Below are 14,510 nucleotides of genomic sequence, written 5' to 3' on the forward strand. Positions count from 1 at the left end.
TATCTATATAATTTCTTCTAATATTTTAATGTATAAATCTACCCCTTCTTCAATTTCATTTAAGTAAATAAATTCATCGGCGGTATGAGAACGCAAACTTTCACCTGGTCCTAATTTTAATGATGGACAACTTAAAACTGCTTGATCTGAAAGCGTTGGTGATCCGTAAGTAGATCTTCCTAATTTAATTCCGGCCTGCACAATGGCATGTTCTTTTGGAATTGAAGACGAGTTTAATCGCAATGATCTTGGACAAACTTCAGATTTTACATTTGCTGAAATAATCTCAAAAACTTCTTGATTTGAATAAGCATCTGTAACCCTTACATCTACAACATATTTGCAATTTGCTGGTATCACGTTATGTTGACTGCCTGCCTCAATTTGAGTTACCGTCATTTTTATTTTCCCCAAAGTGTCAGACACTTTAGGAAATTCAAAAGTTTGAAACCAGTTAATATCTTCAATGGCGTTGTAAATAGCATTATCAACAATACCGTGCGCAGCGTGACCAGCAGTTCCTTTAGCTTCGCAGTTCAACACCATTAATCCTTTTTCAGCAATCGCCAAATTCATTAAAGTTGGTTCACCTACAATGGCAAAATCAATTTCAGGAATAATTTTTAACATACTGTTTAAACCATTTTGCCCTGAATTTTCTTCTTCAGCAGAAGCCACAATCACAAAATTGTACTTTAAATCTTCTCTATTGTAAAAATAAGTGAATGTTGCTATTAACGAAACCAAACAGCCTCCAGCATCATTGCTTCCTAAACCGTATAATTTTCCATCTTCAACAGTTGGACTTAGTGGGTTGCGCGTATAACCTTTGTTAGGTTTTACAGTATCATGATGCGAGTTTAATAAAATTGTTTTTTTTGAAGGATTGAAGTGTTTGTTTTTTGCCCAAACATTGTTTTTATCTCTTTCAAACAAAATGTTATGATTCAAAAACCACTGCGAAATTAACAAAGCAGTTTCATTTTCTTCACCAGAAAATGATTGCGTTGAAATTAATTTTTTGAGCAGTTCAATAGCTTCATTTGTTAGTTTTTCTATCATTTTACAAACTTAAAGTTGTATATAATTTATTTGAACTATCTACCAATGAAGCATCTCCAATTTTTACTTTGCTTACCCCTTTATTAAGGGCATTAAAGCAATTGTGAATTTTTGGAATCATACCATCAGCAATAATACCTTGAGCCACTAATTGCTCGTGTTTTTTGGCATTTATATGTGTAATTACCGAATTTTTATCGTCAATATTTTCTAAAACACCTTTTAATTCAAATACAAAATTCAATTCTGTTTGGTACAATTTACTCATTCCTACAGCAATTTCCGAAGCAATTGTATCGGCATTTGTATTTAATAATTGTCCGTTTTTATCGTGTGTAATTGCACAAAAAACTGGCGTTACATTGTTTTGCAACAATACATCTATGATAGTATCATTGATAGCATCAACATCACCTGCAAAACCGTAATCAATATCTTTTACAGTGCGTTTATGTGCCAAAATACAATTGGCATCAGCACCAGACAAGCCCATTGCATTGCAATTGTTTTTTTGCAATTGTGCTACAATTTTTTTATTTAACAAACCAGCATACACCATTGTTACCACCTCAACAGTAGCTTCATCAGTAACTCTGCGTCCATTGATCATTTGAGGCTGCAAACCCATAGCTGATGACAATTCTGTAGCTTTTTTTCCACCTCCGTGAATTAAAATTTTAGGACCTTCAATGGCAGAAAAATCTTTTAAAAATGAATTTAAAGCATCGTTATTATTAATAACGTTTCCTCCAATTTTAAAGATTTGCAATACTTGATTTTTCATTGTTTTATTCTTAGTAATAAGAAATGATAATTTTTAAATACAAATTAAAACACAACTCTAAACCCTCTTGAGAGGGAAATTGTATTTTTTAATTCAGACTTTCAAGAATCTTTTTCAACACAATTTGTGCAGAATAAGTTCTGTTATTTGCTTGTTCAATTACTACCGAATTTTCAGAATCTATTACCTCATCAGCAACAATAACATTTCTACGCACAGGTAAACAATGCATAAACTTGGCGTTGTTTGTCAAGTTCATTTTATCAGCAGTTACTGTCCAGTTTTTATCTTTATTTACAACTTTACCATAGTCTTTAAAAGAACTCCAGTTTTTAACATACACAAAATCAGCATTTTCAAATGCTTTGTCTTGATTGTATTCAATTGTAGAATTTTTAGTAATGTCTGTATCTAACTCATAACCTTCAGGATGCGTAATTACAAAATCTGCATCTTGCAACTGCATCATTTCAACAAAAGAATTGGCTACAGCTTGCGGCAAAGCCTTTGGATGCGGTGCCCAAGACAAAACAACTTTTGGCCTGTGAGCAACTTTGTTTTCTTCCATAGTAATGGCATCTGCCAAGGCTTGTAACGGATGACCCGTTGCACTTTCCATATTTACAACAGGAATACCAGCATATTTTTTAAAACTATTGATTACAATTTCTGCTTTGTCTTTTTCTTTATCTGTTAACGAAGCAAAAGCTCTAATGGCAACAATATCACAATATTGTGCAATTACCTTAGCCGCTTCTTTAATATGTTCAGATTTATCTCCGTCCATAATAGCACCATCTTCAAATTCTAATTGCCAGCCTTCGCTACCAAAATTCATCACAATGGTATTCAATCCTAAATTTTGAGCTGCTTTTTGAGTACTTAAACGGGTACGTAAGCTATTGTTAAAAAACAACAAACAAATTGTTTTTCCTTCACCTAGTGTTTTAAATTGTAACTCGTTATTTTTTAAATCAATGGCTTCTGCCACTGTTTTTTGCAAACTATCCAAGTCGTTTATATTGGTGTAATGTTGCATGTTAATTTAATTTAATTTTTGTAAACTTACTTTTATTATTAATGGCATTCACCATAAAATTGTCTTTTAAACCGTTAACCACCCAAGTTTCAATATTTCCTTTTTGGGCAATTTCTGAAGCCTGAATTTTGGTTTTCATACCTCCAGTTCCATGAGAAGAAAACGAATTTAAAATATGATTTTTAAGCTCTTGAATATCTGATGTTTCTGCTATTGTTACAACCTCATCTGTATCCATAGATTCTTTTGTGTAAATACCATTGGTATTGGTCGCTATAATCAATAAATCTGCACTTAACAAAACTGCAGTTAAGGCAGATAATTTGTCGTTATCTCCAAATTTAATTTCATCAGTAGCTACCGTATCATTTTCGTTGATTATTGGAATGTAATCATTCTCAACCAAAATATTGATGGTATTTACAATGTTATTTTTTGATTGTTCTTTTTCAAAATCGGAATACGATAATAAACACTGAGAGGTTAACAAACCTAAATCTCTAAATGTTTCTTGGTAAATACGCATTAAATGCGGCTGACCAATAGATGCCAACGCTTGTTTTACGTTTATTTCTTTACCGTTACTTTCTAATTCCACAAATTGTTTAGCCACTGCAATAGCACCTGAACTAACAATTACAAATTCGTATTTATCTTTTAACTCAGCAATTTGACTGGCAATATCTTCTATCTTGCCACGAGAAATATGGTTGGTTTCTTTTGTTAATACGTTTGAACCAATTTTTAATAGGATTCTTTTTTTACCTGATTTGGCCATTTCCATATATAAACCATTTATTAGTAACTAAATGTTGTAAACCCATTGGACCTCTATGATGCAATTTATCTGTACTTATAGCCAATTCACCACCCAAACCAAATTGACCGCCATCCGTAAAACGCGTTGAAGCATTTTGATAAACTGCGGCAGAATCAACCGATTCCATAAACTCGAGTGCCAATTCGTTATTTTTTGTAATAATTACTGCTGAATGCCCACCGCCATAGGTATTTATTTTTGAAATTGCCGCTTCTGTTGAAGGTACACTTCCAATCACAATTTTATAATCTAAAAACTCTTCATACCAAATATTTTCATCTGTATACGCTGAAATATTTTCAAAAGAAGCCAATACTGCATCTCCAAGAACCTCAACTTTTGACTCTAATAGTTTTTCAACCAACGTTTTAATGAAGCTTTCTTTGTTTGGTAAATTTGAATTTATCAAAACTTTATCTACCGCATTACAAGCTGAAATTTTTGCAGTTTTACCGTTGATAATAACCTTTAGCGCCAATTCTAAATCGGCCTCCGTATCAACATATACAAAATTATTTCCGCGACCACTTACTATCACAGGACATTTGGCATGCTTTTTAGTAAATGCAATTAACTGTTCACCACCACGAGGCACAATTAAATCAACTTTTTGAGTTGGATTTTCTAAAAAAGCTTGTGTTTGAACACGGTCGTAATTTATATATTCAACCCAGTTTGTTGAAATATGATTTGCTTCCAAAGCTTTGTGCCACAAATCTACAATAGCCAAATTTGACTTTACAGACTCTTTACCACCTTTTAACAAAATTTTGTTACCCGATTTAAAAGCAATCCCAGCAGCTTCAACAGTTACATCTGGTCTAGATTCATAAATAATTAAAACCGTTCCAAAAGGAGCAGTTCTATTAATTATTTTCATTCCGTTTTCGTGGTTAAAGTTGTACAATTCTTTTCCTAACGGATCTTCATCGGCAATTAATTGCTGTAAAGATAAAATCATACCATCAACCTTAGCGTCGTCTACTTTTAAACGATCGTACATGGCTAAATCGCCCCCTTTATAACTATCAACATCTGTTTTATTTACGGCTAAAATCTGTGCTCTTTCCAAAGCAATCAATTCTGCCATTGTATTTAAAACATTGTTTCGTTGTTTAATTGTCAACATTTTATTCATGATACCAAAACCTCTTTTAAAGCATTTATAAATTGATCAATCTGGTCTTTGGTTACGGTTAAAGGTGGTAAAATTCTCAACAATTTTTTATTGTTTGAACTACCTGTAAAAATGTGTTTATCGAAAATTAATTTTTTTCTTAATTCGGCAATTTCAAAATCAAATTCAACACCCAACATCAACCCTTTTCCTTTTACTTTTACAACTTCAGGAATGGATTTTATTTGCTCTAAAAAATAAAAATAAACATCGTTTACGTTGTTTAATATACTTTCATTTTCAATAATATCCAATACAGAAATTGCAGCTGCACAAGCCAAATGACTACCACCAAAAGTAGTACCTAACATTCCGTATTTGGCTTCGTATTTATCGGCAATTAAAACGCCTCCAATTGGAAAACCGTTAGCCATTCCTTTTGCAGTTGTAATAATATCTGGATTAACACCGTGATATTGAAAAGCAAAAAACTTTCCACTTCTGGCATAACCAGACTGAATTTCGTCTAAAATTAAAATAACACCCTTTTTATTACAAAATTTTTCAACTTCTTTAAAAAACTCGGTTGTACCTTCATCTAAACCTCCAACACCTTGAATTCCTTCAATAATTACAGCAGCAACATCACCTTTTCCCAATTCGTGAATTACCAAATCAATATCATTTAAAGGTAAAAAAGTTACTTTTTGCTGTAAATTGATTGGTGCATTGATACTTTTATTGTCTGTAACTGCAACTGCTGCTGAAGTACGACCGTGAAACGAATTATCAAAAGCGATAACTCTACTTTTTCCGGTAATAAATGAAGCTAGTTTTAATGCATTCTCATTGGCCTCGGCACCTGAATTACATAAAAACAAGTTGTAATTTTCGCAACCAGAAAGTCTCCCCAATTTTTCAGCCAATTCTTTTTGAAGTGGATTTTGAATTGAATTTGAGTAAAATGCCAAATTGTTTAATTGATGGGTAATTGCATCTACATAAGCTGGATGCGTATGACCAACCGAAATAACACCGTGACCTCCGTATAAATCTAAATATTTTGTATTATTTTTATCCCAAACGTGGGCTCCTATAGCTTTAACAGGAGTCACATCATACAATGGGTAAACATCAAATAAATTCATGTTTTTATGTTTTAAATCTGACTAATTTTTTCAAACGATGTTACCAAACCTTTGATTAATGACGAACTTAAACCTTGGTGTTCCATCTCATTCAAACCTTCAATTGTACAACCGCTTGGTGTTGTTACTTTATCTATTTCCTGCTCTGGGTGATTGCCCGATTTTACCAACAAACTTGCTGCACCTAAACAGGTTTGAACTGCTAACTCTTGTGCTTCTGCAGCGTGAAAACCTAATTGTACTGCACCTTGAGCCGTAGCGCGTATTAAACGCATCCAAAAGGCAATTCCACTGGCACAAATTACAGTTGCAGACTGCATTAATTTTTCTTCAATACACATGGTTTTACCAATAGAATCGAAAATAATTTTTGCAAAATCTATATTTTTTGTTCCTAACAAATTAGCACTCAAACAAGTCATTGATTGCCCTACAGAAATAGCTGTATTTGGCATAGCTCTAATAACAGCAACATTTGAACCCAATGCATTTTCAATATCACTAATTACCCTACCAGTTACTACAGAAATAATGGTATGTCTTTTAGGATTTACAAGATCTTTTATTTCTTCTAAAACACCTGGTAATTGATTGGGCTGAACTGCAATAATTACAACATCAGAAAACCGAACTGCTTTTTTATTATCTGTTGAAATTTTTACATTGGGTAACTTATTCCAAGAGTCTAATGCTTCGGTATTTCGTTTTGTTAAATATAAGTTTTTCACTTTAAAGTTGTCTTGAGTTAAAAGACCAACTGCTATTGAATAACCTAAATTTCCTGTGCCTAAAATTGCAATTTTCATAATTGTTGTTTTATAATAGTGTTAAAATGAATTCGCTTTGAGTTTTAATCCTTCTGTTTGTGGTAAGCCAAATATTAAATTCATATTTTGAATTGCTTGACCTGAAGCACCTTTTAATAAATTATCTATAACTGAAGTAATTAAAAGCTTGTTTTTATGTTTTTGCAAGTGTAAAAAGCAATTGTTTGTATTTACTACTTGTTTTAAATGAACTGGTGATTTTGAAACGTGAGTAAATACAGCATCTTTATAAAAATTATCAAATAACTCGTACGCATCATCAAGTGTACCTTCAAAATCTAAATACACTGAAGCAAAAATACCACGACTAAAATTCCCTCTGTTAGGGATGAAGAATATCTCGTTAGAAAAATCATTTTGCAACGCTGTTAAACTTTCTCCAATTTCACCTAAATGTTGATGTGCAAAAGCTTTATATACTGAAAAGTTATTATCTCTCCAGCTAAAATGTGTTGTTGCACTTGGTGAAACACCCGCTCCTGTAGATCCTGTTGTTGCATTTACATGCACTTCACTATTAATCAACCCAGCTTTTGCTAATGGCAACAATGCCAACTGGATAGCTGTAGCAAAACAACCTGGATTTGCAATATTATTGGCCTTCTCAATTTTTTCTTTTTGAGCTTCAGGCAAACCGTAAACAAATTCTTTTTCCTGAAAAACAGCGTCGGCATTCAACCTAAAATCGTTGCTTAAATCAATTATTTTTGTATTGTTTGAAAACAAGTTGGCTTCTAAAAACTTTTTAGAGTTACCGTGTCCTAAACATAAAAATAATACATCTACATTTTTATTGATTTCGCTTGAAAATTTTAAATCTAAAGTACCAAACAAATCATCATGTACTTGGTAAATAAAATTTCCAGCATTTGATGTGCTATACACAAAATCTAATTCCACATTTGGGTGATTAACAATTAATCTTATTAATTCACCTGCTGTATATCCTGCTCCACCAACAATTCCTATTTTAATCATAATTATGAATTTACGCTGTGATAAATTTTGTTTGAAGTACCTAAAATCTTGATAAATCCTTTCGCGTCTTCAGCAGTCCAAGCTTTGTTAGTTTCTCCATATTCACCAAACTTCGACTTCATTAAATCGTGTTTAGACTCAATACCATTTAAACTAAAATGATATGGTTTTAAGGTTACAAACACCTCACCTGTTACTGTTTTTTGAGAGTCTTCTAAAAAGGCTTCAATATTACGCATTACAGGCTCAAAATATTGACCATCGTGAAATAACATTCCGTACCAGCTAGCCAATTGTTCTTTTAAATTTTGTTGCCATTTAGACAATACGTGTTTTTCTAATAAATGATGTGCTTTTATAGTTACAACAGCAGCTGCCGCTTCAAAACCAACTCTACCTTTAATACCAACAATAGTATCTCCAACGTGAATATCTCTACCAATAGCATATTTTGAAGCTAAAGCTTCTAATTTTAAAATGGTATTTACTGAAGAATCCATTTCATCATTTAACCCAACCAATTGCCCTTTTTCAAAATGCAATTTAATATTTGTTGGTTCTGTTTTTTCAAGCTGACTTGGATATGCTTCTTCTGGTAAAGCTTGGTGCGATGTTAAAGTTTCAACACCACCAACACTTGTACCCCAAATACCTTTATTTATTGAATATTTTGCTTTAGACCAAGGATAATCTACCCCGTGTTTTTTTAAATATTCTATTTCTTCTTGACGAGATAATTTTAAATCTCTAATTGGTGTAATTATTTCAATTTCAGGCGCTAAAGTTTGAAAAATCATATCAAAACGAACTTGATCGTTTCCTGCACCTGTACTACCATGTGCTATGTATTTTGCATTTATTTTTTTAGCGTACTCAACAACTTCAATGGCTTGAAAAACTCTTTCAGCACTTACAGATAAAGGATATGTATTATTTTTTAACACATTACCATAAACCATAAATCTAATGGCATTTTGATAATATTTTTCTAAAATATTTTTATTAGTATGCGAAGCAACACCCATTTCATAGGCTTTTGCCTCAACAACTTTTAATTCTTCGGCTGAAAATCCACCAGTATTTACCAATACACTGTGAACTTCTAAATTTAATTCATTTTGTAAATATTTTACACAATATGAAGTATCTAAACCTCCGCTATATGCTACAACTACTTTATCCATAATTTTATTTTTTATTTTTCTTTAGAAATATGGCTTGTTTTATTTCCTTTAATCTACTCAATACTTTGGAATTGTATTTATGTTCTTTTATATTTTTACTGTGTGCAGGATCGTATAACATACCTGTACACAAACACATTTTTTTATCCGTTCTTGTTAAAACGTCGAAGTTTTTACAAGTTTTACAACCATTCCAAAAGGCTTCATCATTTGTTAATTCTGAAAAAGTTACTGGTTGATAACCCAATTCATAGTTAATTTTCATAACGGCCAAACCAGTTGTAATTCCAAATATTTTTGCATCTGGATATTTTTCTAATGAATAATCAAATATTCTCTTTTTAATTTGCTTGGCCAATCCAACATTTCTATAATCTGGATGAACAATTAAACCTGAATGCGCCACATATTTACCGTGACTCCAGCATTCTATATAACAAAATCCGGCAAATTTATCTCCATCTAAAGCTATTACCGCATTTTGATTTTCTAATTTGGTCATAATATACTCAGGAGTACGTTTAGCAATACCTGTACCTCTTTGCATAGCTGAAGTTTCTATGGTATCACAAATTATTTGGGCATATTTGTTATGTGAACTATTTGCAATTACTATTTTCAATTGAATTGATATTTTTTAAATTAATTTAAATTTTAGTTTAAAAACGGAAATGGACACACCTATTTCCCTAAATACAAACCCCCACTAGGGCCTATAGTGAAAAATAAAAAGCATATCCCTAATTAAAAATTTAATTAAAGTGTTATAAAATAATGATTGTATTTGTTGATTTTGATGCAATTTGAACTTGAAAAATAAAAATAAAACTGTTTTTTGGTACTCTAAAATTAACGTACGATGCGGCGCACCCTAAACGTAGTAGGCGGGGGCGTAAAAACAGGTGTATTTAAAATTTCATTTTTCATTAGTACAATATTACGTAAAAAAGTTATACAATTTATTATTTGTTTATTATTTAACAATATTTAAACTTAACCTATTAAATATAACAACCTAAGATTAATTATTTGAAAACTAATTTATTATAATTAAAAAACTAAAGGAGTTGCTTACGCAACTCCTTTAGTTTTAAATAGGAATTTAACTTACTTTTAATGAAATGCTATTCTGTATAATTGCAATCATAACCAATAGTTAAACAATTTTAGTCATTGCTGTCATTGAAGCTCTTAAGAACTCTCCTATTTCTTCAACAGGATGATTTCTTATTGCATCATTTACATCAATTAATTCTTTATTATCTACACCATTTGAACCCGTGTTAAATGGACGACCAACTAAATTACTTGGTGCATTTTTAACATAATCAGCAATTAATGGTTTACAAGCATGGTCAAATAAATAACAACCATATTCTGCTGTATCTGAAATTACGCGGTTCATTTCAAATAATTTTTTACGCGCAATTGTATTGGCAATTAATGGTGTTTCGTGTAACGATTCGTAATAAGCAGACTCATCAATAATTCCAGATTCTGTCATAGCTTCAAAAGCCAATTCAACCCCAGCTTTTACCATTGCTACCATTAAAACGCCATTGTCAAAATATTCTTGTTCAGAAATTTTCACATCACCAGCAGGTGTTTTTTCAAAAGCAGTTTCGCCAGTTGCAGCTCTCCAAGTTAACAAGTTGATATCGTCATTTGCCCAATCTTCCATCATTGTTTTTGAGAAATGACCACTCATAATATCGTCCATATGTTTTTGGAACAACGGACGCATAATGTCTTTCAATTCTTCTGAAACTTTGAAAGCTTCAATTTTTGCTGGATTTGATAAACGATCCATCATATTTGTAATACCTCCATGCTTTAAAGCTTCGGTGATGGTTTCCCAACCGTATTGAATTAATTTTGAAGCATATCCTGCATCAACACCTTCAGCAACCATTTTATCAAAACATAAAATAGATCCAGTTTGTAACAATCCACAAAGTATAGTTTGCTCACCCATTAAATCTGATTTTACTTCAGCAACAAATGAAGATTCTAATACACCTGCAGTATGGCCACCTGTAGCAACTGCATATGCTTTTGCATAGTCCCATCCTTTTCCTTCTGGATCATTTTCTGGGTGTACAGCAATTAATGTTGGCACACCAAATCCTCTTTTATATTCTTCACGAACTTCAGAACCTGGAGATTTTGGAGCTACCATAATTACGGTAATATCTTTACGAACTTGCATTCCTTCTTCAACAATATTAAAACCGTGAGAATAAGATAAAGTTGCTCCTTTTTTCATTAAAGGCATTACAGCGCTAACTACAGCTGTATGTTGTTTATCTGGTGTTAAATTGATTAACAAATCTGCAGTAGGAATCATTTCTTCGTAAGTTCCTACTTTAAAATTGTTTTCAGAAGCATTTAAAAAAGATTGTCTTTTTTCGGCAATTGCAGCTGCTCTTAATGTATAAGATACATCTAAACCTGAATCTCTCATGTTTAAACCTTGATTTAAACCTTGTGCACCACAACCTACAATTACAATTTTTTTACCTTTTAATGCTTCTACACCATCATTAAATTCAGAAGAATCCATAAATCTACATCTTCCTAATTGATCTAATTTATCTCTTAACGAAAGTGTGTTAAAATAATTTGCCATTTTTTAAATTTATTTAATTGTTGAACAGTTTATTTTTACTGCTATTTTATTTTTACTTTTATTTTTACAGTTTTTTTAATAAACTGTTTTAATGAATTTCTGCCAATAAATCTGATATTGCCATTTTAGGTTTTGTAATAGCAATACGCCCTGAACGTACAAACTGCAACAATCCATAAGGCTTTAATTTATCGTACATATTGTCAATATCTTCTTTTAAACCTGAAGCTTCAATTACAAAATAACGTTCGTAAATAGCAATAATATGTGCTCTTCTAAACTTCATTCTTTCCTGAATTTCTTCGTTGTACAAGTGCTCTGTAGAAATTTTGAATAAAGCCGTTTCATTGTAAATAATTTCGTCTTCAGTATGAAAAAACGCACCAATAACTTCAATTTGCTTTTCTAACTGACCAACTACTTTCCGAGCTTGACTTTCAGAAATATCAACCACAAAAGTAAACCTGTGTACATTGTCTATTTCCGATTTTGAAACCGTCATACTTTCTATATTGATATGACGTTTTAAAAATATTGCTGAAAGGCGATTTAGTATCCCTACGTTGTTTTCAGTATATACTGAAAATGTAAAATTTTTAATTTCTTCCATCTTAACTTAATCTTATATCTGAAACACTTGCTCCTGTTGGTATCATTGGAAACACATTGTCTTCTTGTTCAATAACTACTTCTAAGAAATAAGCTTCTTTTGAAGCCATCATAGTTTTAATTGCAGCATCTAAATCTTCACGTTTTGAAACTCTTTGTGCTTCAATATCATAAGCTCCAGCTAACTTTACAAAATCAGGACTAATCATTTCTGTTGAAGCGTAACGTTTGTCGAAAAACAATTCTTGCCATTGACGCACCATACCTAAATAACTATTGTTTAATACCACTATTTTTACGGCTGCTTTTGTTTGAAGAATGGTACCCAACTCATTACAAGTCATTTGATAACCACCATCTCCAATAATAGCAACAACTTCGCGATTTGGCACTCCCATTTTAGCTCCAATAGCTGCTGGCAATGCAAATCCCATAGTACCTAAACCACCTGAAGTTACACTACTTCTTGATTTTATAAAATCTGCGTAACGACAAGCAAACATTTGGTGTTGACCAACATCAGAAACAATAACGGCATCACCATTGGTTACTTTATTAATTCCACCAAGAACTTCACCCATAGTTAAACCAGGTTTAGTTGGATTTAATTGATCGTTAATTACTTTATCTTTTTCAATTTGATATAATTTATCAAATTCTTTCATCCATTCTTTATGAGATGCTTTATCCAGATACTGCATAATTTCGGCTAAAGTTTGCTTCACTGTACCTAAAACTGCAACATCTGCCTTAACATTTTTGTTAATTTCAGATGGATCAATTTCAAAATGAATCACTTTTGCCTGTTTAGCATAAGTTGCCAAATTACCTGTTACACGATCGTCAAAACGCATACCAATAGCAATAAGTACATCACAAGAATTGGTTAAAACATTTGGTGCATAATTACCGTGCATTCCAACCATACCAACGTTTAATGGGTGGCTAGTTGACAAGGCAGACAAACCTAAAACTGTTGATGCACAAGGGATATCTGTTTTTTCAATAAAATCTTGAAACTCTTGTTCTGCACCCCCAATAATTACACCTTGCCCCCAAACAATAAATGGTTTTTTAGCTGCATTTATAATTGTAGCTGCTTCTTTTATTTTTTCAACATCAATTTTTGGATTGGCTCTGTAGCTTCTAATTTTCTCACATTTTTTATATGAAAAATCCAATTCACCAAATTGTGCATCTTTAGTAATATCGATTAAAACGGGACCCGGACGACCTGATTTTGCGATAAAAAAAGCTCTTGCAATAATTTCAGGAATTTCTGAAGCTTTTGTAATTTGATAATTCCATTTTGTTACTGGTGTTGAAATCCCAATAATATCTGTTTCCTGAAAAGCATCAGAACCCAACAAATGCGACGCTACCTGACCTGTAATACAAACCAATGGTGTAGAATCTATTTGAGCATCGGCAATACCTGTTACCAAGTTTGTTGCCCCTGGGCCAGAAGTTGCAAATACAATTCCTGGTTTACCTGTTACACGTGAAAAACCTTGAGCAGCATGTATTGCTCCTTGCTCATGACGTGTTAAAACATGGTGGAATTTATCTTGGTATTTATAAATTTCATCATAAACAGGCATAATAGCACCACCTGGGTAACCATAAGCCAAATCTGCATCTTCTGCTAACAAGCAATTAATTACAGCTTCAGCACCTGTCATTTTTATTGTTTTTGAAGTTTCAACTTCATTAATACTTTGTTTCAAAGTGTCCATAGGCTTAATATTTATCCATAACACAACTTGCTGAAGCAGAAATGTATCCTACAAAAAAACCATGCTTATTGCAAGAGTTATAATTGTAACCCTTACTTGCAATAGCAACTTGCGGCATTTTCAAATCTTCTTCAGTAAAATCAACAGCATATAACATAACCTGCGCGGCAGGTTGCGTGGTATCTTGCGTTACTCTTTTACTGTGTTTATTTAGTTGCATTATTTTGAATCCTTTTTTAATTATCTTAAATTATTATTAAAACAACCTAAATTTTGTTACTAATTTTATAATTAAGGCGTAAATTTAATTTAGGCATTTGTTTTTAAGTTTTTTCATTTACTTTTTTTACAATAGCCATTAGACTATAATTTTACATACATAACTGTTTTTCATATAGTTAACTCTCTTTTTTTTACAATGATTATACAATAAAAAAACCTGCATCATTTTCTAACACAGGTTTCTAACTTATTTTTATTACAAACATGCATTAGCTTAGATCTAATTTGACCTGAATTAAAATGACACTATTTAACCTGTTTATTTTCATAATTTACTTTGCATAAAAAAACCTTC

General features: G+C 32.0%; 14 protein-coding genes. All 14 read right to left on the bottom strand.

Annotated elements, in window-relative coordinates; all coding sequences use genetic code 11:
* Positions 1-3: 3 nt before the first annotated feature.
* The gene (locus EC396_RS04675; RefSeq protein WP_129365542.1) at positions 4-1,062 is read right to left on the bottom strand and encodes a M20 family metallo-hydrolase; all 1,059 of its coding nucleotides are present in this window, start codon (positions 1,060-1,062) and stop codon (positions 4-6) included.
* Position 1,063: 1 nt separating this feature from the next.
* Entirely contained in the window at positions 1,064-1,846 is a 783-nt protein-coding gene (gene argB / locus EC396_RS04680; protein ID WP_129365543.1) for an acetylglutamate kinase, read from the bottom strand.
* Positions 1,847-1,934: 88 nt separating this feature from the next.
* Positions 1,935-2,885, bottom strand: coding sequence for an N-acetylornithine carbamoyltransferase (locus EC396_RS04685; protein WP_129365544.1), 951 nt, complete (start codon positions 2,883-2,885; stop codon positions 1,935-1,937).
* 1 nt (position 2,886) lies between these two features.
* On the bottom strand, positions 2,887-3,669 hold the full coding sequence (gene proB, locus EC396_RS04690; protein WP_240665634.1) for a glutamate 5-kinase: 783 nt from the start codon (positions 3,667-3,669) through the stop codon (positions 2,887-2,889).
* On the bottom strand, positions 3,647-4,843 hold the full coding sequence (locus tag EC396_RS04695) for a glutamate-5-semialdehyde dehydrogenase (RefSeq protein WP_129365545.1): 1,197 nt from the start codon (positions 4,841-4,843) through the stop codon (positions 3,647-3,649). The genes proB and EC396_RS04695 overlap by 23 nt, the downstream gene beginning before the upstream one ends.
* The gene (locus tag EC396_RS04700) at positions 4,840-5,970 is read right to left on the bottom strand and encodes an aspartate aminotransferase family protein (protein ID WP_129365546.1); all 1,131 of its coding nucleotides are present in this window, start codon (positions 5,968-5,970) and stop codon (positions 4,840-4,842) included. Before EC396_RS04700 ends, EC396_RS04695 begins: the two co-directional genes overlap by 4 nt.
* Before the next feature lie 11 nt (positions 5,971-5,981).
* Positions 5,982-6,776, bottom strand: a complete 795-nt coding sequence (gene proC / locus EC396_RS04705; protein WP_129365547.1) for a pyrroline-5-carboxylate reductase — start codon at positions 6,774-6,776, stop codon at positions 5,982-5,984.
* 21 nt (positions 6,777-6,797) lie between these two features.
* Positions 6,798-7,775 (bottom strand): N-acetyl-gamma-glutamyl-phosphate reductase, encoded by a 978-nt coding sequence (gene argC / locus EC396_RS04710; RefSeq protein WP_129365548.1) that lies wholly within the window; start codon positions 7,773-7,775, stop codon positions 6,798-6,800.
* 2 nt (positions 7,776-7,777) lie between these two features.
* Entirely contained in the window at positions 7,778-8,959 is a 1,182-nt protein-coding gene (locus tag EC396_RS04715; RefSeq protein ID WP_129365549.1) for an argininosuccinate synthase, read from the bottom strand.
* 4 nt (positions 8,960-8,963) lie between these two features.
* The gene (locus EC396_RS04720) at positions 8,964-9,581 is read right to left on the bottom strand and encodes a GNAT family N-acetyltransferase (RefSeq protein ID WP_129365550.1); all 618 of its coding nucleotides are present in this window, start codon (positions 9,579-9,581) and stop codon (positions 8,964-8,966) included.
* Between the two features lie 534 nt (positions 9,582-10,115).
* A complete protein-coding gene (gene ilvC, locus EC396_RS04725) occupies positions 10,116-11,588 on the bottom strand; it encodes a ketol-acid reductoisomerase (RefSeq protein WP_129365551.1) in 1,473 nt (490 codons plus the stop codon).
* A gap of 88 nt (positions 11,589-11,676) precedes the next feature.
* Entirely contained in the window at positions 11,677-12,198 is a 522-nt protein-coding gene (ilvN, locus tag EC396_RS04730) for an acetolactate synthase small subunit (protein WP_129365552.1), read from the bottom strand.
* 1 nt (position 12,199) lies between these two features.
* Positions 12,200-13,933, bottom strand: a complete 1,734-nt coding sequence (gene ilvB, locus EC396_RS04735) for a biosynthetic-type acetolactate synthase large subunit (RefSeq protein ID WP_129365553.1) — start codon at positions 13,931-13,933, stop codon at positions 12,200-12,202.
* Positions 13,934-13,937: 4 nt separating this feature from the next.
* Positions 13,938-14,153, bottom strand: a complete 216-nt coding sequence (locus EC396_RS04740; RefSeq protein WP_129365554.1) for a hypothetical protein — start codon at positions 14,151-14,153, stop codon at positions 13,938-13,940.
* Positions 14,154-14,510 lie beyond the last annotated feature (357 nt).

The organism is Lutibacter sp. HS1-25, from assembly GCF_004121075.1.
Classification (GTDB): Bacteria; Bacteroidota; Bacteroidia; order Flavobacteriales; family Flavobacteriaceae; genus Lutibacter.